This window comes from Exiguobacterium mexicanum, assembly GCF_005960665.1.
Classification (GTDB): domain Bacteria; phylum Bacillota; class Bacilli; order Exiguobacteriales; family Exiguobacteriaceae; genus Exiguobacterium; species Exiguobacterium mexicanum_A.
Genome location: NZ_CP040676.1, coordinates 1,029,303 through 1,048,323 on the forward strand (window position 1 = coordinate 1,029,303; position 19,021 = coordinate 1,048,323).

The 19,021-nt window shown below is 50.4% G+C and carries 18 protein-coding genes and 2 tRNA genes; 19 read left to right on the forward strand and 1 reads right to left on the reverse strand.

Features of this window, described 5'->3' with window-relative positions; genetic code table 11:
• Positions 1-135 precede the first annotated feature (135 nt).
• Both FED52_RS05660 and FED52_RS05665 read left to right on the forward strand, forming a co-directional pair.
• Positions 136-588 (forward strand): hypothetical protein, encoded by a 453-nt coding sequence (locus tag FED52_RS05660; protein ID WP_138859240.1) that lies wholly within the window; start codon positions 136-138, stop codon positions 586-588.
• Entirely contained in the window at positions 555-1,436 is an 882-nt protein-coding gene (locus FED52_RS05665; protein ID WP_138859241.1) for a hypothetical protein, read from the forward strand. Before FED52_RS05660 ends, FED52_RS05665 begins: the two co-directional genes overlap by 34 nt.
• 15 nt (positions 1,437-1,451) lie before the next feature.
• Here FED52_RS05665 and FED52_RS05670 read toward each other — a convergent pair whose 3' ends face one another.
• Positions 1,452-1,928 (reverse strand): hypothetical protein, encoded by a 477-nt coding sequence (locus FED52_RS05670; protein WP_240731318.1) that lies wholly within the window; start codon positions 1,926-1,928, stop codon positions 1,452-1,454.
• A 181-nt stretch (positions 1,929-2,109) separates the two neighbouring features.
• Between FED52_RS05670 and FED52_RS05675 the strand changes: the two genes are divergently transcribed.
• The 17 genes from FED52_RS05675 to FED52_RS05755 all read left to right on the forward strand — a co-directional run bounded on the left by FED52_RS05675 (position 2,110) and on the right by FED52_RS05755 (position 18,943).
• Positions 2,110-3,756: a Na/Pi cotransporter family protein gene (locus FED52_RS05675; RefSeq protein ID WP_138859242.1), complete on the forward strand. Its 1,647-nt coding sequence runs from the start codon at positions 2,110-2,112 to the stop codon at positions 3,754-3,756.
• A 111-nt stretch (positions 3,757-3,867) separates the two neighbouring features.
• Positions 3,868-3,944, forward strand: a tRNA-Met gene (locus FED52_RS05680).
• 4 nt (positions 3,945-3,948) lie between these two features.
• A tRNA-Ile gene (locus FED52_RS05685) sits at positions 3,949-4,022 on the forward strand.
• Positions 4,023-4,147: 125 nt separating this feature from the next.
• Positions 4,148-5,617 (forward strand): alpha-amylase, encoded by a 1,470-nt coding sequence (locus tag FED52_RS05690; RefSeq protein WP_138859243.1) that lies wholly within the window; start codon positions 4,148-4,150, stop codon positions 5,615-5,617.
• An 84-nt stretch (positions 5,618-5,701) separates the two neighbouring features.
• Entirely contained in the window at positions 5,702-6,310 is a 609-nt protein-coding gene (locus tag FED52_RS05695; protein ID WP_138859244.1) for a superoxide dismutase, read from the forward strand.
• 165 nt (positions 6,311-6,475) lie between these two features.
• Positions 6,476-8,533 carry a peptidoglycan D,D-transpeptidase FtsI family protein gene (locus FED52_RS05700; RefSeq protein WP_205729359.1) on the forward strand — a complete coding sequence of 686 codons (2,058 nt, stop codon included), beginning with the start codon at positions 6,476-6,478 and terminating at the stop codon, positions 8,531-8,533.
• 152 nt (positions 8,534-8,685) lie between these two features.
• Entirely contained in the window at positions 8,686-9,624 is a 939-nt protein-coding gene (locus FED52_RS05705) for a PstS family phosphate ABC transporter substrate-binding protein (protein WP_138859245.1), read from the forward strand.
• An 83-nt stretch (positions 9,625-9,707) separates the two neighbouring features.
• Positions 9,708-10,652: a phosphate ABC transporter permease subunit PstC gene (pstC, locus tag FED52_RS05710; protein WP_138859246.1), complete on the forward strand. Its 945-nt coding sequence runs from the start codon at positions 9,708-9,710 to the stop codon at positions 10,650-10,652.
• Between the two features lies 1 nt (position 10,653).
• Positions 10,654-11,565 carry a phosphate ABC transporter permease PstA gene (gene pstA / locus FED52_RS05715; RefSeq protein ID WP_034778052.1) on the forward strand — a complete coding sequence of 304 codons (912 nt, stop codon included), beginning with the start codon at positions 10,654-10,656 and terminating at the stop codon, positions 11,563-11,565.
• Positions 11,566-11,668: 103 nt separating this feature from the next.
• Entirely contained in the window at positions 11,669-12,430 is a 762-nt protein-coding gene (gene pstB / locus FED52_RS05720; protein WP_052090224.1) for a phosphate ABC transporter ATP-binding protein PstB, read from the forward strand.
• A 15-nt stretch (positions 12,431-12,445) separates the two neighbouring features.
• Positions 12,446-13,108, forward strand: a complete 663-nt coding sequence (phoU, locus tag FED52_RS05725; protein ID WP_138859248.1) for a phosphate signaling complex protein PhoU — start codon at positions 12,446-12,448, stop codon at positions 13,106-13,108.
• Positions 13,109-13,226: 118 nt separating this feature from the next.
• Positions 13,227-13,994 (forward strand): DUF4912 domain-containing protein, encoded by a 768-nt coding sequence (locus FED52_RS05730; protein WP_138859249.1) that lies wholly within the window; start codon positions 13,227-13,229, stop codon positions 13,992-13,994.
• Positions 13,995-14,008: 14 nt separating this feature from the next.
• Entirely contained in the window at positions 14,009-16,210 is a 2,202-nt protein-coding gene (locus FED52_RS05735; RefSeq protein WP_138859250.1) for a 1,4-alpha-glucan branching protein domain-containing protein, read from the forward strand.
• Between the two features lie 84 nt (positions 16,211-16,294).
• Positions 16,295-16,459, forward strand: a complete 165-nt coding sequence (gene rpmG / locus FED52_RS05740) for a 50S ribosomal protein L33 (RefSeq protein ID WP_255313299.1) — start codon at positions 16,295-16,297, stop codon at positions 16,457-16,459.
• A 54-nt stretch (positions 16,460-16,513) separates the two neighbouring features.
• Positions 16,514-17,068, forward strand: a complete 555-nt coding sequence (locus FED52_RS05745) for a 5-formyltetrahydrofolate cyclo-ligase (RefSeq protein WP_167491780.1) — start codon at positions 16,514-16,516, stop codon at positions 17,066-17,068.
• On the forward strand, positions 17,047-17,817 hold the full coding sequence (locus tag FED52_RS05750) for a DUF92 domain-containing protein (protein ID WP_138859252.1): 771 nt from the start codon (positions 17,047-17,049) through the stop codon (positions 17,815-17,817). The genes FED52_RS05745 and FED52_RS05750 overlap by 22 nt, the downstream gene beginning before the upstream one ends.
• A gap of 169 nt (positions 17,818-17,986) precedes the next feature.
• Positions 17,987-18,943, forward strand: coding sequence for an L-lactate dehydrogenase (locus FED52_RS05755; protein WP_034778040.1), 957 nt, complete (start codon positions 17,987-17,989; stop codon positions 18,941-18,943).
• Positions 18,944-19,021: the final 78 nt, after the last annotated feature.

The following is a 19,021-nucleotide window of genomic DNA, read 5'->3' on the forward strand; positions in this document are numbered from 1 at the left end:
AAAAGCACCCGGCAAGCGCTTGATCGGTGTGCTCTTACAAAACGCTAACGTTATCTTAACAGATGCTTCATAATTTTCCACCGTCTCAGGACCGATATATTCAAAGAAATGACGTCTGAAAAGGTGGAATGTATCATGTTGGAACGATTGAAACAAATATGGGGTAGGAAGCGACAGGCGGAGAAGACGATGAGCCATCGCTTGCTATGGACGTTGATGCCGGTCATGCTCGTCCTGTTTTTAACCGTGTTCGGCTGGTTCGCTTTGAAGGCGGAACAGTTGTTGACGAGCGAGGTTGAGAAACGGCTACATCGTGAAGCGACCGTCGTCCGCGAAACGGTCAAGGCGACGTATGGGGCGTACGTTGCGAATGAGAAAGTGCTGAACCGGGCGTTGAAGTCGATGTATATGCAACAAGCTTCCATTTTATCGGCGGATGGTTTAGAAGCGAGTCAATATTTATTGCGCGACACACAAGTCGAGCAATTGAGCGGTCGACAAGTGGAGGATCGGTTTATGAACCGTATGGATGACATCATGGCGAACAAAAAGACGTGTTTATCGTTACGGCACCGATTCCCGAGTTGAAAGCCCATTATGCGATTGTCGTCATGAAACAGTCGGTGCTCGGCACGATGTGGAATTTAAGAGAACTTGTTTTCGTCGCAATTACGGTCATGCTCGTTATGATGATTGGCTTATTCTCGTTCATGATTCGGCGTGAAATCAAGCCGTTGACGGCATTTGCGGTCCGGCTTCGCGAATCAGTCGCCACGCGTTCGTTCTCAGAGGTTGAACTTCACGCAAAATCGTTTGAAATGCGAAGTTTGGAACGAGAGTACAACACGTTTATCGGACTATGGAAACGTTCGTTGTTGACGATGCTCGAGACGTCGACCGCTTTTGAATCGAGTCTACCGGTCTTTATGCGACAACTTGAAGCGAATCAACAACAAGTGACGGGGTTCAAGCAAGTTGCTGCGACCGTCGCGTCGACGAGTCAATCTTATCAGTCGTTCACGAACGAATCGACGCTGTCGGCCGTGGCTGCCATCGAAGCCATTCGCTTGGAGCGGGCCGAGATTTTCAATGAGATGAAACGCTTTGAAGAAGATATCTTTTATTTAGGCGAGACGTTGCGCCGGGTTGAAGGCGGGATTGAAACAATCGACCAGGAAATGAGAAGACAAATGACGCAATTCCAATCCATCACCGAGCAAACGACCGCCACGGGACATCAATTACTACATATGGCGGAAGCGAATGAACAATTAAAAGAAGTCGGAGTGGCGCTCGAACGCAAATTAGACGAATTATATGAAGGCGTTGAGGGTTGGTCGGACGTACAACAGACGTTACAAGGCGCAGGGGTCGACTTAGGCAAACAAAGTCAACGGCTTCAAACCGTATTATCTGATTTGGCACCGACGTTATAACGATAGAAAGCCGGTTCAACGCAAACGTGCGTTGTCCGGCTTGTTTGATGACTTCGATTTGACGGGGATATGACGCAACGGAACAATCAAATAGACGAGGGATAAGAGAACTCCGAGCCAAGTCAATGGAGGAGCGACATGGTACAAGATAACCAGGAGGAGGACTGGAAGCATCGTCATCGCGACTGCGTACGGCCAAGCTTGGCGATACGGCCACGTCTTCTTCGTGCGCCATCTCGTGGCGAGTTGGACGAGAAGGGCACTGAGCGCGACGAACCCCATATAGAAGAAGAAGATGGCGAAGCCATGTAAAAATATCCACATTGGCCAAAAGAAGTCAGGCTGTAATACGATGTAATCGAGCATCGTGACCACAACCGTCAAGACGAGACTCGCCAACATATAGGCGTGGAGTGGGGCGAGGCGCAACCGTAACGCCTGCTTGGACGGGAAGAGGCTGTGGCGGAGAAACTGTGACGTCGTTTTGAGCATAAAATCAAACTCCAATCTGTTATAGTACAATTCGCATAAAACACATATAATTCATACAGTGGTTTAATAAAACCTTAACATTAAACCTGTTTACATCGAATGGGTGATGCGGGCATAATGAGTAGGGCAATAAAAACCAAGCAAACACAACTAATACACAATCAAAAGGAGTACAAAAATCGTGGAATACAATTTGCAAGAAATGTTATTCATGTTTTTTGGAGGATTAGGAATCTTCCTCTTCGGTATCAAATCGATGGGAGACGGCCTCCAAAAGTCAGCAGGTAACCGCCTGCGCGACATCCTTGATAAGTATACATCGAATCCGTTCCTCGGAGTACTAGCCGGGATCATTGTAACGGTCTTAATTCAATCATCATCAGGTACGACGGTCATCACGGTCGGCCTTGTCAGTGCCGGCTTTATGACACTCCGTCAAGCAATCGGGGTCATCATGGGGGCGAACATCGGAACGACGGTGACGGCGTTCATCATCGGTTTCGACGTCGGTGCCTACGCGTTACCGATTATCGCTATCGGTGCGATTCTCCTGTTCTTCTTTAAAAAAGAGAAATTGCAACATTTGGGTCAAATCTTCTTCGGGTTCGGGATGCTGTTCTACGGTCTTGAACTCATGGGAAGCGGAATGAAGCCGCTCCGCTCGAGCGAATACTTCATCGACTTGACGCAATCGATGAGTGATAACCCGTTCCTCGGTGTCGTCGTCGGTACGGTGTTCACAGTCATCGTCCAATCGTCATCAGCAACGATCGGGATTTTGCAAGAGTTGTATGCCGGTGGGTCAATCGACTTGGACGCGGCACTTCCGGTCTTGTTCGGAGACAACATCGGGACAACGATTACAGCGGTACTCGCTTCAATTGGTGCTTCGGTCGCGGCCCGTCGTGCGGCAGCAGCCCACGTCATCTTTAACATTGTCGGGACAACGATCTTCATGATTTTGTTGATTCCGTTCACACAATATATCTTCTGGATCACAGATCTCTTAGCAATTGAAGACAAGATGCAAATCGCTTTCGCTCACGGGACGTTCAACGTCGTCAACACGTTTATCCAGTTCTGGTTCATCGGAACAATCGCATGGATCGTGACGAAATTCGTACCGGGGGAAGATTCAATCGTCGATACGAAAGCACAGCATTTGGATCCAATTTTCATCCAACAGTCGCCATCGATTGCTGTCGAGCAAGCTAAATATGAAGTCATCCGCATGGGTGATTTCGCTAAACTTGGTCTCGATGAAGCACGCAAATATATGGCAACTGGTGATAAGAAACATGCTGAGAAGTCGGCGCACATCGAAGACGCGCTCAACTCACTCAACTCAAAAATCACGGATTACCTTGTGAAGCTTGCCGCTGTCGATTTGACAGAACAAGAATCACAAGAACACAAGACACTCATGCATGCGATCAATGATATTGAACGAATCGGTGATCACGTCGAGAACATCATCGAGTTGATCGACTATAAGACGGCAACGCGCGTCAATCTTTCGGCCGACGCTCAAAAAGAGTTGACGGAGATGTACGATTTGACTCGTGCCACGCTTGAGAAGTCGCTTCAAACGCTTGCGAGCGGCGACATGGTCGAAGCCCGTCAAGTCATCGAGATGGAAGCGAAACTCGACATGCTTGAACGTCAATTCCGTAAAAATCACGTCGTCCGCTTGAACACAGGCGAGTGCGACGGTCAAGCCGGGATGTTCTTCGTCGATATGCTCTCGAACTTGGAGCGCATCGGTGACCACGCGATGAACATCACAGAAATCACGCTTGAAGATGCTGCCAATGAAGTAACGGTCTAACACATGATTGGTTCCTCTCGCTCATCTGAACGAGAGGGACTTTTTGGTTAGATGTGACTTTTGATTGACAGTGGGGACTTCATTCAGTATATTATTACTGTATAACAACGTGGCGGTGTAGCTCAGCTGGCTAGAGCGTACGGTTCATACCCGTGAGGTCGTGGGTTCGACTCCCTCCGCCGCTACCAATTAGGACCCTTAGCTCAGCTGGTTAGAGCAGACGGCTCATAACCGTCCGGTCGTAGGTTCAAGTCCTACAGGGTCCATTTGTGAACAGCTTTCAGATGAAAGCTGTTTTTTTGTTTTCATTTTTAGTTTTCAAATCCGAAGTCCTGGGTAAATATCCGTTAGCATTTTGTTTTTTGAAAAATATGAAATGAGGCGAAGCGAGATGGAACGAAATCATACGATGATGCAATTTTTTGAATGGCACGTCCCGGCTGACCAGAAGCATTGGAAGCGATTGAAAGAACGGGCTTCCGAGTTGAATGAAGCTGGAATCACCGCATTATGGTTGCCGCCGGTCACGAAAGGCCAGAGCGACGAGGATACGGGATATGGCGTGTACGATTTGTATGATTTAGGAGAGTTTGACCAAAAAGGAACCGTCGCGACTAAATACGGGACGAAACAAGAACTGCTCGAGGCGACAAAACACGCGCAAGAGCTCGGCATGCAGATTTATATGGATGTCGTCTTGAACCATAAAGCCGGTGCCGATGCGACCGAGAAGTTCGATGTGCTCGAGGTCGACCCGGAGGACCGTACGAACGTACTTTCAGAAGAGCCGTTCGAGATCGAAGGATGGACGAAATTCGATTTTGAAGGCCGCAAAGATAAATACTCTTCATTTAAATGGAACTTCCATCATTTCAACGGGACGGATTATGACGCTGCGAACGACAAGAGCGGCATCTTCTTCATCATGGGTGAGAATAAGAAGTGGAACGATAACGTCGACGACGAGTTCGGCGTCTATGACTATTTGATGTTCGCCAATATTGACTATCATCACCCAGAAGTGAAGGAAGAGGTACTCAGCTGGGGCAAATGGTTTATCGAAGAGACGAAGTGTGACGGGTTCAGACTCGACGCGATTAAACACATCAACTATGATTTCATCAAAGAGTTCAGTCAGACGATGAAAGCTGAAAAAGGTGAGAACTTCTATTTGGTCGGTGAGTTTTGGAAGTCAGAGCTCGAGGCATGCCGTGAGTTCCTCGACAACATTGACTATCATGTCGACTTGTTCGACGTGCCGCTCCATTACAACTTGCAACGCGCCTCGACCGAAGGAGAATCGTTCGATATGCGGACCATCTTTGACGATACGCTCGTCCAGTCCCACCCGCTCCATTCGGTGACGTTCGTCGACAACCACGATTCACAGCCAGAAGAGGCGCTCGAGTCATGGGTCGAAGATTGGTTCAAACAGATTGCTTACGGGTTGATCTTGCTTCGCCAAGACGGTTATCCGTGTGTGTTCTACGGTGACTATTACGGGATCAACGGTCCGCATCCGGCCGAAGGGAAAAAACCGGCGATTGATCCGCTTCTTTATGCCCGTCGTGAAAAGGCATACGGCCAGCAAGATGACTACTTCGATGACGAGCACGTCATCGGCTGGGTCCGTCACGGCAGTGAAGAGATCGAGCGCTCAGGATGTGCTGTTGTGATTTCGAACAGCGAAGCAGCTGAGAAGCAGATGTTCGTCGGCGAACAACGAGCCGGTGAGAAATGGGTCGATTTGACGCAGACCGTCGATGAGGTCGTCGAGATTGACAAAGACGGAAAAGGGGTATTTAAAGTGGCGGCAGGGTCGATTTCCGTATGGGCGTTGCCGGAACAAGACGTCGAGTGAGGCATTACAATTGAGTCAGCCGTCACAAATCTGTTACATTTAAAGCGAACGTTGTTCAAACCAATTTTAAGGGGGATTTTAGTTATGGCTAAATTTGAATTACCACAACTTGATTACGCATACGATGCACTTGAACCACACATTGACGCACGCACGATGGAAATCCACCACACGAAACACCACAACACTTACGTCACGAACGTGAACAATGCACTCGAAGGAAAAGATGTGGAATACTCTTCGCTCGAAGACTTGCTCCAAAAAATCGATTCGCTTCCTGCTGACATTCAGACAGCTGTTCGCAACAACGGTGGCGGTCACTGGAACCACTCATTCTTCTGGAAATTGTTGAAGAAAAATGAGAACGGCGCACCGACAGGCGAACTCGCTTCTGCCATCGTTGAGGCGTTCGGTAGCTTTGATGCCTTCAAAGAGGAGTTCACGAAAGCAGCAACAACTCGCTTCGGCTCTGGTTGGGCTTGGCTCGTCGTGAAAAATGGTAAACTCGAAGTCACATCGACACCAAACCAAGATTCACCGATCATGGAAGGCGTTCAGCCAATCCTCGGTCTTGACGTTTGGGAGCATGCGTACTACTTGAACTACCAAAACCGTCGTCCGGATTACATCCAAGCGTTCTTCCATGTCATCGACTGGGATTACGTCGCGAAGCTCTACGCAGACGCAAAATAATGACACTGTCCCGGGATTCTATTGAATCTCGGGATTTTTTCTACATTTCATTATTTTGTAAACAAATTATGATATAGTGAAAATCGAGTCTAAAAATAGAAATATCATCGACATATATGTCACCTATACTTATAGAAAGAACGAGCCAGGAAGGAGACAACTGAATTGGCCAGACACCGTGTGAAAGTGCCAAAGAAACGGCGCAACCACCTGCCCTTGCGATTGAACTTATTGTTTTTCATCGTGTTCATCTTGTTCGCGACGCTCATTTTTCGTTTAGGCGTCGTTCAAATCGTCAACGGCGAGTTGATCGCCCGTGAAGTGCAAAAGACGGAATCGAGTAAAATCAAATACGAGGTGCCGCGTGGCAAGATTTACGACCGGAACGGGCAAGTGCTCGCCGATACTATCTCAAACTATTCGGTCATGTACCGTCGTTCGCAAGTGACAAAGACGGAAGAACGGCTCGATGTCGCCATCAAGCTCGCTGAGATCGTCGACGTCCCAGAGAAAGACCGCAAAGTGACGGAGCGGGACCGCAAGGATTATTGGATCGCCATCGATCCTGAGCGCTCGCAAGAACGCGTCCAAAAGCTATTGGCCGATCTCCCGGAAGAAGAGCGGGCCGCCTTGTCGAACCAAGACGTCGACCAACTGCTGCTCGATTCCATCACAGAAGCGGAAATCACGTTCGATGATGCGACCGAGGAAATCATCGCCATCAAACATAACATGGAGTCAGGTTACGCCCTCGACCCGCAAGTCATCAAAATCGGGGCATCTCCGAAAGAGATGGCACTGATTGAAGAAAACTTAGAACTGCTCCCTGGCGTCAGCGTCGAACCGTATTATCAGCGGGATTATCCGTTCGGTGAGACGTTCCAAAGTTTCCTCGGAAGTTATCGTCAAATCCCGGCCGAGCAACGCGCCTCATATCAAGCGAAAGGCTATGGCTTGAACGACCGCGTCGGCACATCTTATCTCGAACAACAGTATGAGGACGTGCTACGCGGAACCCCGGCCTATGACGTCTTCACGACGTATAAAGGAGAGCCGGTCGGAGAACCGACTCGTGTCAGTGGGAACCCAGGGAAAGATATCATCTTGTCGACGGACATCGAGTTCCAAAAAGAAATCGATGAGATTTTGAAGAAAGCGATTCGAGCCGGCCGTTCGGGAAGCCCGCACTTTGACCGTGCTTTCGCCGTCGTCATGAACCCACAGACGGGTGAATTGCTCGCCCTATCGGGACAAGAGCTCGACTATGAAACGAACGAATTCAAAGATGTCTCGGCCGGGACGGTCCTGCGAGCGAGTCAAATCGGCTCGACGATCAAGGGAGCGACGGTCGCGTTCGGCCTTGAAGAAGAAGTCATCCAACCGGGTGAATACATTTATGACACGCCGATTCGCATCGGCTCGTCGCTCAAGTCGTCGTACCGAAACATGGGGAGCATCAACGACCTGGATGCCCTCGCGTTATCATCGAACATTTATATGTTCCAAATTGCCCTGCGGCTCGCCGATTATTACTCGACCGGCCAAATCGTCGGCGACAACGTGACCGAGGCGTTCAATACGATGGAACATTACTACAAACAGTTTGGCCTCGGAATCGAGACAGGGATCGACCTCCCGTATGAATCAATCGGATTCCGTAGTGTACCGGACCGTGTCACGCTCCTCATGGACATGTCGATCGGTCAGTTCATCTCGTATACGCCGATTCAATTGGCGCAGTATACGTCGACGCTCGCGAACGGTGGATACCGGATTCAACCGCATCTATTGAAAGAAATCATCGAACCGGGTTCGCTCGACGAGTCGAACAAGCAAGTCGTCAGCACGTTCCAACCGAATGCGCTCAATAAAGTCGACATCCGTGATGAATTCATTCAACGGGCGCGCCAAGGCTTCCGACAAGGGGTCGAGAGCGGAACGTCTCGTATCCTGCAACAGACAGGAATCACGGCGGCCGGTAAGACCGGTACCGCTCAAGCGATCGCAGAAGGGCCGGATGGTCAAGCGAAGCGCAACGCGAACGGGGAACCGATCAAGACGCTCAACTCGAACCACGTCGGCTGGGCGCCGTATGATGACCCGGAAATCGCCTGGGCCATCATCATGCCAGGGCTCGAGGCAGAAGGGATCAACACCCGTGTCGCGCACGACATCATGAAGGCGTACTTTGATTTAGAAGACGTCCAAGCACAGCTCCAGTAAAGAAGTCACTTCGGTGGCTTCTTTTTTTGTCTTTACAATTCTTTTACGTTCCGTTTATTTCTCGTTAATAGTAGTTTATTAGGATGTTAATTGTAGGACAGAGCAAGGAAGCTACAACACAAATCAAAGCAAACTCAAGGAGGACGTCAGAAATGTCTTGGATGAAAAAATCAGCTATAGTCGCTTCAATCACTTCGGTGGCCATTATCGGTGCCGCGTGTGGAAACAATGAAGAAGGAAACGGCGCAGCCGAAGGTGAAGGACTTTCAGGTAAAGTCGTCATGGATGGTTCGTCTACCGTATTCCCAATCATGGAAGCTGTAGCGGAAGAATACTCAGCTGAACAGCCAGACGTTGAAGTGACGGTCGGGGTTTCAGGTACAGGTGGCGGATTCAAACGTTTCGTCACTGGTGAGACAGACTTCTCGAACGCATCACGTGAAATCAAAGAAGAAGAAGCGGCTGAAGCCGAGAAGAATGGCGTTGAGTACACACAACTCGCTGTAGCGCTTGATGGCCTCTCGCTCGTCGTCAACCCAGAGAATGATTGGGCCCAAGATATCACGATTGATGAATTGAACAAAATGTGGACTGATCCGAACGTGAAGACATGGAAGGACGTCCGTTCAGACTGGCCGGATGAAGAAATCTCATTCTTCTCACCTGGTAAAGATTCAGGAACGTATGACTTCTTCAACGAAGCAGTCCTTGAAGATACAGACATCCGCGAAGACGCACAATTGTCAGAAGACGATAACGTTCTCGTAACAGGTGTTGCCGGTACGAAAGGTGCGATCGGATTCTTCGGATATGCGTACTACATTGAAAACAAAGATACGCTTCGCGCATTGAACGTCGAAGGTATTGAACCGACGACTGACACAATCAATGATCTTTCATACCCGCTCTCACGTGAAATCTACACATACGTGAACAACGCGTCGTTGAAAGATAAGCCGCAAGTCGCTGACTACACGCGCTTCTTGAATGAAAATGCAGCAGCCCTTTCAGAAGAAGTCGGATATGTCGGAATGGAACAAGCACGATACGATGAGAACGCTGAAGTGATCGACGAGATCGCTGGCGAGTAATAGCGCAGAAGGCAGAAGGTGAGAGTCGCTCTCGCCTTCTCGCCGTGCTTTCTAGTATGAAGAGGTAGGGAGCGATACACGAGATGAATCAACCAAACAAAGGGCTGTCAATTCGAGAGATGATTGAAGCCAATAAGAAAAAGAAATATAGTACGACGAACGTGTTTGATAAAGTCATGCCGTTCTTATTATTCTTGAGCGCATTCGTTTCGGTCGTCACGACGGTCGGCATCGCGTTCACACTTGGTTTTGAACTGTTCAAGTTTTTCGAGCGCGTACCGGTCGCCGAGTTTTTAGGCTCGACCGAATGGTATCCGCTTAGTGCCGATCAACGGTTCGGCGTCTGGGCCCTCGTCATGGGAACACTCCAGATCACCGTCATTGCCATGATTGTCGCTGTCCCACTCGGTTTGGCATCGGCGATTTATTTGAGCGAGTACGCATCTGAGCGTGCCCGCACCATTTTGAAGCCGATTCTTGAAGTGCTCGCTGGCGTTCCAACGATTGTCTTCGGATTCTTCGCTTTGTCGTTCGTTACACCGATTTTGCAAGCGTTGATTCCGGGGCTTCAAATCTATAACGCACTCAGCCCGGGGATCGTTGTCGGAATCATGATTATTCCGATGATCGCTTCTATTTCGGAAGACTCGATGAGCGCCGTACCGAAAAAGATTCGGGATGGAGCCCTCGGCCTTGGCGCGACACGTCTCGAAGTCGCCATCAAAGTCGTCATGCCAGCCGCGCTCTCAGGGATTATCGCCTCGATCGTCCTCGGGATGAGCCGTGCCATCGGTGAGACGATGATCGTAACGATCGCTGGTGGGTCGCAGCCGAACTTCGAGTTCAACCCGCTCAACGCGATTCAAACGATGACGGCGTATATTGTCCAAATCGCCAAAGGTGATGCAGGATACGGGACAATCGAATACTACAGTATCTATGCGGTTGGTGCGCTATTGTTCGTCTTCACCCTTGTGATGAACCTATTCGCGAACTGGGTGACGCGCCGCTTCAGAGAGGAGTACTAATATGGCATTGCCGAACAGTGAGTTCAAGAATACGAAGAACTTGATGGATCGTGATTCGGTTTCACAACGAATTAAACGCCGTCTTCAATTGAATGAGATTTTTAAATATATCTTCTTAGCGGGGCTCGTTTTCGCCCTGCTCGTCTTGTCGACGTTGATTTATGACGTCGTTTCTAAAGGTGGCGGCTGGGTGAATTTGGATTTTCTCCGCAACTTCCCATCCCGTCGTCCTGAACAGGCCGGGCTGTATCCTGCCTTGATTGGGACGTTTTGGTTGATGCTTCTCATCGTCCCGATGGTGTTTGTCATCGGTGTCGGTGCCGCGATTTATCTTGAAGAGTACGCACCGAAGAACCGCATCACGTCGTTTATCGAAGTGAACATTTCGAACTTGGCCGGCGTGCCGTCAATCGTGTTCGGTTTGCTCGGATTGACCATTTTTGTACGTGTCATGGAACTCGGGAATTCGATTATGGCCGGAGCCTTGACGCTCGGACTGATGAGTCTACCGATTGTCATCGTCGCGTCGCAAGAAGCGCTCCGCTCGGTCAAAATGGAGTTGCGTCACGCATCGCTCGCGCTCGGAGCCTCGAAATGGCAGACGACGTTCAACGTCGTCTTGCCGTCGGCGATTCCAGGGATTATCACAGGGATCATCTTGGCCGTATCACGTGCGATTGGCGAGACGGCTCCATTGATCATGGTCGGAGCGGCGACGTTTATTTCGACGACGCCGAGCAGCGTATTCTCGGACTTCACAGCGCTCCCGATTCAAATCTATAACTGGACGAGCCGTCCGCAAGCAGAATTCCAAAACTTGGCCGCTGCCGGTATCATCGTTTTGATGACGATGTTGATCATCATGAACTCGGCCGCCATCTATATCCGTAACAAATATACGAACCGACATTAAGTCGTAGCAGTAAACGAGGAGGACTCTCGAGATGATGAAACAAAAAGAACTTAAAGGAGATCATGAAGTGAATACAACGACCACCCAACCGAACGAAACGGTGATGCAGAAAGACAGTGCCTATGTCGTGAACAACTTGAACTTATGGTATGGTGACGATCAGGCGTTGATTGACGTCAATCTCGACATCAAGCAAAACGAAGTGACGGCCATCATCGGTCCGTCGGGTTGCGGGAAGTCGACGTTCATCAAGACGTTGAACCGGATGGTCGAGCTCGTCCCTTCGGTGCGTACGAACGGTGAGATTCTTTATCACGGACGCAACATCTTTGACCGCGATTATCGGGTCGAAGATCTTCGGACGTCGGTCGGTATGGTATTCCAACAGCCGAACCCGTTCCCGAAATCAGTGTATGATAACGTGGCATACGGGCCGCGCACACACGGGATTAAAAACAAGAAAGTGCTTGATGAGATCGTCGAACGTTCGCTTCGCGGCGCGGCGATTTGGGATGAAGTGAAAGATCGTTTGAACGAGAACGCCTATGGCCTCTCGGGTGGTCAACAACAACGTCTCTGTATCGCGCGTACGCTCGCCATCGAACCGGACGTCATCCTCATGGATGAACCGACGTCAGCGCTTGACCCGATTTCGACGCTTAAAGTCGAAGAGCTCGTCCAAGAGTTGAAAGAGCAGTACTCGATCATCATCGTCACACACAACATGCAACAAGCGGCTCGTGTATCGGATAAGACGGCGTTCTTCTTAAACGGAGAAGTTGTCGAGTTCGATGCGACCGACAAAATCTTCTCGAATCCAACTGATAAACGGACTGAAGATTATATTTCTGGCCGGTTCGGTTAAGAAGGGGAGACAATCATGGCACAAAATCGCACATTCTTTGATATGAAGTTAAACGAATTAGAAGATAAAGTCGTTCGCTTGGCGAACTTGACGATGCGCCAGACGGCGACCGCCATCGAGGTGCTTGAGAAACGTGACCTCGAGCTCGCCCAGACGGTCATCGACAACGATAATGAGCTTGACGACCTCGAGCTCGAAATCAACGACGAGGCCATTCTATTGATCGCGAAACAGCAACCGGTCGCAACCGACCTCCGCCGCTTGATCGTGACGATGAAATCGGCGACGGACCTTGAGCGGATTGCGGACTATGCGACGAACATCGCCAAAGCCGTCGCCCGTATCGAGCACGTCCCGTACGTCCTCGACATCAAACCGCTCAAACAGATGGCCGAGCAGTTGATCGACATGCTCGAGCTCGCGACGCGCGCTTACCGGAAGGGCGAGGTTAGCCGGGTGCGTGAATTGAATGAGATGGATAAAGTCATCGATGATTTGAACTTACAGACAATCAAACAATACATGGGATTCGTTCCGAATATGACGGTTGGAACGAACGACGTGTATGAGTTTTCGAACATCGCCCGTTATTTAGAACGGATGGGTGATCACGTGACCAATTTCGGAGAACATCTCATTTTCCTTGAAAAAGGGAAACATTATGATTTAAATCAGTGACAAGAGTGGTAAAGAACAACAGACCAGTTGTTCTTTACTTTTTTTTGTGCAGGAATTCACGGATAAGGAGCGAATAGTAGAACACATGGATTTTTTTTAGGAAGGGAGCCACACATATATGGAAGAGAAAATCGTTTCCTTGAAACAACAAGGACTGACGTTAAAACAGATTGCAGAACAATTAGATATGCCAATCGGGAAAGTCCAATACGCTTGGCGTAAATGGCGTTCCCAACATGGGGAGCCGGCGAAGCCGGTAGCCGCACCAAAACGAAAGACTGAAGGGAAGAAAGCAATGACATCTAAATCGAAGCAAGTACCCGCCTCGTCTGTGAAGCAGGTCGCTTCGACACTGCAACACGAGGAGCCTGCCCAATCACCGCTTCTTGACAAAGGTCCAGAAGGGTTCTGGAAGCTCCCAGACCGCTACGATCAAGATTTGATGCATGCGGTCGTCCAATCACCGAACGCCGTTTACGTCTTCTGGGAAGTGTCGGACAGCGTCAAAGAGACGCTCTCGATGCAATTTATGCGTCCATGGGAAGACTTGCCGAAAGCGTTCCGCATCCTTGACATCACATTGCTTGATTACGCGAGCGGGCATGCGAACCGGGCGTATACGTTCGAATTGCCGGAGATGACGAACAGTTGGTTCGTCCGTCCGCTCGACCCGAATACGACATACGTCTTTGAGTTTGGGATTCGGACGATGGAAGGGGAATTCCTTCCGCTGCTCGCCACATCGCCGATTGACACGCCACGAGCTGAGCCGGCCGGGCACGGTCGTTTCGCTGAACCAGTGCGCCGTTGGCAGTACGGGAAAGTCGAGGCTCCTGAATTACTCGATACGTTACCAAAATATTCCGCATACCGATTCGTGCGCTGAGGAGGATTTTTTAGATGAAACCAGGTTATTTTTCACTCGTCCTTCATGCCCACCTTCCGTACGTGCGACATGAAGAGAAACATCGATTAGAAGAGAGATGGGTGTATGAAGCCATCTCCGAGACCTATATCCCAATTTTATGGCAAGTCGACCGTCTACAAAAACCGCTCCATTGGACGGTCAGCATCTCACCACCAGTCGTCGAGATGCTCGCTGACCCGCTCGTTCAGGACCGCTACGTGGAACACTTGGATGAGATGCTCGAATTGATTGAGATCGAGCTCGCCGAAGGACGGAGCGAACAGGAAGTTGAGACGCTCCATTTTTATCGCGGGCGCTACAACGATTTGAAAACAACGTTCCTGCATTGGGAGAAAAACTTGAACCATGCGTTCCGTACATATCGTGAGCAAGGGTTCATCGATATGGTCACGTGTACGGCGACACACGGCTTCAACCCGCATTTGTTCACGGAACAGGCCGCCCGCGCGGAAATCCGTACCGGCTTGAACTGTTTCGAGCGTCATTACGGGTTCCGCCCGACCGGAATCTGGTTACCGGAGTGTGCCTACACGCCAGGTGTCGACCGCATCTTGTATGAAGAAGGTGTCCGCTATACGTTCGTCGATGAGCACGCCTTGCTCGATGCCGATCCGACGCCGGACAAAGGCATTGGCGCTCCGGTCTACTCGCCACATGGCGTCGCCTTGTTCCCGCGTGACCAAATCATCTCCGGGAAAATCTGGAGCTCGATGATCGGGTATCCGGGCCATCCTGACTATCGCGAGTTTTATCGTGACCTCGCCTATGATCGCGACTGGGCGTATATCGAAAAGTTCATGCATCCGGAAGGCATTCGTTTCGATACGGGCTTGAAGATGCACCGCATCACGGGCGACACGGATGAGAAGGACTATTATGTCCGTGCCTGGGCCGAACATCAAATCGACAACCACGCCCTTGATTTCGCACAGACGCTCGAAGGGCATCTCGAGGCCCACGGTGGACAAATGTTCCCGCCGTTCCTTGTGACGGCACCGTTCGATGCTGAGCTGTTCGGACACTGGTGGTTTGAAGGACCTGAATTCCTCGGCAAGGTCGCCGAGCGGCTCGAAGAGTTTGGCATCGAGACAATCACGCCAGCCTTGTTCCTCGAGCGTCACTTCCAAGACCTCGAGACGGTCCACGTATCGATGAACACGTGGGGACGTAAAGGGTACGGCGACGTCTGGATCAACGAACGCAACGAATGGATGCTACGTCACTTACACATGATGGAGACGCAACTCGTCAAAGACGTGGCCGACTATCGTCACAAGTCGCCACTCGTCGACCGGACACTGATCCAACTCATTCGCCATTACGTACTCGCTGTGTCGAGTGACTGGGCGTTTATCCTCGACGGGCAGACTACGGCCCAATATGCGGCAGAACGGTTCCGCGAGCATACGCGATTGTTCGCCGAGCTCGAGACGGCACTTTATCAAGACAAGCTATCGGACGAGTTGCTCGCTGAACATTATCGCGCGTATCCGTTCCTTGACGATGTGGACATCGACATCGACACGTTCTTGTCGCCACACGACTATTATGTGACTACGGAGCGTGGCCAAGAGGACGAGGCAATCCTCGTCTTGACGCCTGAATATACAGGCAACGTCGTCGGGGACCTCGGTCGTCGCGTCATCGACGAGGTCGAGGCACGAGCAGCGGACGGGGAGACAGTGTACGTCTTGACACCGTTCAAAGAAGGGTTGCCGGAATATGAACGCCACAACCGTGTTCACGTGTACCGCGTTCGCCTGACGAGCCCGTTCTTGGAGCATGTGATGAACCAAGTTGCGGCTCAAAACGTGGCCTACGTCAAACTTGCACATGAGCTTGTCTCGAAAGTCACCTTCAAAGCGATTCATCAATTCGATTGGATGACGATTACAGCGGCACGTTCACTTGCGAAAGCACTACAAGTTCCGTTATACTCAACTATGTTGTCATTTGAAACGACTCGCAATCCGCATGGACACGGCGGACTGTTCGACGCAATCCATCGAATCGAGAGCAGCATCCTCGCTGAAGCCGATACGGTCTTTATTTGCGAACAACTGTCGACCGAGGAAGTCGGAATGCGCTATCCGATTGGCGATAACGTAAAAACCTGCCTGCCGCTCGATGCTTCGCCATACGGGCAGAAACGTTTGAAAAAGAACACGAAATAACCTTGCTTTTTCAAATAAAACTTGGTAGGATAATTGAGTATGCTTAGACTGTAAAGCAAAAGCACTTGATACAACATCAGTAAGATGGGAGTGAAAGAAATGCGCGTTAAAATCACACTAGCTTGCACAGAAACAGGCGATCGCACGTACATCACGAAGAAAAACAAACGTAACAACCCAGAGCGCCTCGAATTGCGCAAATACAACCCACGTCTCCGTCGTCACACGCTTTACCGCGAAGTGAAATAATGAGACTGGCCGTCACTCATGTGGCGGCCTTTTTTTGAACAAGGGGGAATTGAAGTGATTGAAAAGAAACTACTCCGGCAAAATGTACATCGTCAAATCCGTGAACTCGACGACCGACCGGACCGGGACCGCGTCATCATACATACATTGACCGAACTGAAGGCGTGGCGAGAGGCGGATACGGTGGCCGTCACGCTCGCCCTCGATTTAGAGATTGATACGTTGCCACTCATTCGCTTAGCTTGGCAGGCAGGAAAATCGGTGTTCGTGCCGAAAGTTACAAAACAGGGACTTACGTTCCATGAAATTCATTCGTTCGAAGACCTTGAGCCGGGCGTCATGGGTATTTTAGAGCCGACGACGGTCGCGACGACGCGGACGATTGACGTCTGTATCGTGCCGGGACGTGTCTTTGACCGATCCGGGTATCGGATCGGTTGGGGTGGGGGGTATTACGACCGTTTTTTAGCGACGTATGAAGGTGTCACCATCTCGTTGGCCTATGACGTCCAACTGCTTGATGACATCCCGGTCGAGCCACACGACATTCCTGTCGAATTTATCGTGACGGAAAGGGAAACGATTCTATGCTCGCCATCTTTCTCGTAACTTGTCTGGTAGCCTTCGCCGGCTATCGTCTGCGCTCACTGACCCGTTCTGGGGCTGTCTTGACGGTCGTGACGGGTACAGTCATTGGGTACGGATTCGGTTGGTTCGGGCTCTATTTGCTCGGTGTCTTCTTTTCGACGTCATCGCTCGCCTCGAAATACCGTTCCCGCGACAAAGAGCCTGTCGATGAGATCGTAGAGAAATCGGGACCTCGTGACTTCGTTCAAGTGCTCGCCAATGGTGGTATCGGGATGGCGACGGCGCTCGGTATGTTGCTTACACCGAACGATGCCTGGTTATTCGCGTACATCGCTTCGATTGCGGCGGCGACGAGCGACACATGGGGCTCCGAGTTCGGGGTGCTCGCCAAACAAAAACCGCGCTCCATTTTGACGTTCCGCGAAGTGGAGCCGGGAACGAGTGGCGGGGTGTCTCCGTTCGGGACGTTCATGTCGGTCGCGGGGGCCACGGTCATTATCGTCGCTTCGTTGCCATTTATCGATATGAGCTTACGGTTCGCCGGCTTGTTGATTGCTCTCGGGTTGACCGGAAGCGTTGTCGACACTCTCCTTGGGGCGACGGTTCAACGCAAGTTTCGCTGTCGTGTATGCGGTAAGCTGACTGAGAAGAAAGTCCATCATCACGAGCCGACGACTTACGTTTCAAGCTGGCGCTTTCTCGGCAATGACGCCGTCAACTTTTTGGCGATCGCCTCGGCGGCGGCGATTAGTTTCCTCTTGCTACGATGAGGGTAGTACAGTCAGTGAAGATGTTTCAAATGAATGTGAATATTGTCACAATATTGCCAAACTGAAAACGGTTTCCCTTGTAGTGAGTGTTTGTGAATGATGTTACAATCTTTATGTAACAGACAAAACAAAAACATGAAACAGATTGTTCGAAGGGTGGAGAATCAATATGGAAACATTAAATCATGCTAAAGTAACACGCGTCGCGCTCGTCGGGGCCGGAGCGGTCGGTGCCAGCTTTGCTTACCAATTGACGACAGCTAGTCTCTGTGAGGAACTTGTGATCATCGATATCAACAAATCGAAAGCTGAAGGGGAAGCAATGGACTTGAATCACGGTGTCTCGTTTGCCTCTTCACCGATGCGCGTCTGGGCAGGAGACTACACAGACTGTGGTGCAGCAGATATCGTCGTCATCACTGCCGGCGCACCGCAAAAACCAGGTGAAACACGTCTCGACCTCGTCGAAAAGAACGCCAAAATCATGAAGTCGATGATTGGGGACATCATGGCATCTGGTTTTGATGGCATCATCATCATCGCCTCGAACCCGGTCGACATCATGACCCACTTGGCTTGGAAATATTCAGGATTACCGAAGCATCGGGTATTCGGTTCAGGAACGGTACTCGATACGTCACGTCTTCGCTACATGCTCGGTGATTACTTCAACGTCGATCCACGTAACTGCCACGCTTACATTATGGGCGAGCATGGCGACACAGAGTTCGCGGCATGGAGCAACGCCCGTATTTACGGAAAATCGGTCGAACAGTTGCTTGAAGAGAATGACGAGTACACATGGGAAGACCTCGAAGATATCTATGTCAACGTTCGTGACGCAGCCTACCATATCATCGAACGTAAAGGGGCGACGTACTACGCCATCGGTCTTGGTCTCCTCCGTCTTGTCAAAGCCGTGCTTCGCAACGAGAACACGTTATTGACGGTCGGTGCGCACTTGGACGGTGAGTACGGTTTGAACGACATCCACATCGGTGTACCAGCGATCATCAACCGTCAAGGTGTCCGTCAAGTCGTGGAAATCGAGTTATCAGAAGAAGAAAAACAAAAGATGCATCATTCGGCAGAAGTGCTCTTGAAAACGATGCAACCTGTCTTGTAAAACCGAGCAATCCTTCGCTCATCACCGTAGCCGGCTAACGCCGCTACGGTTTTTTTGTCATCTGCTCTTCTCGACACG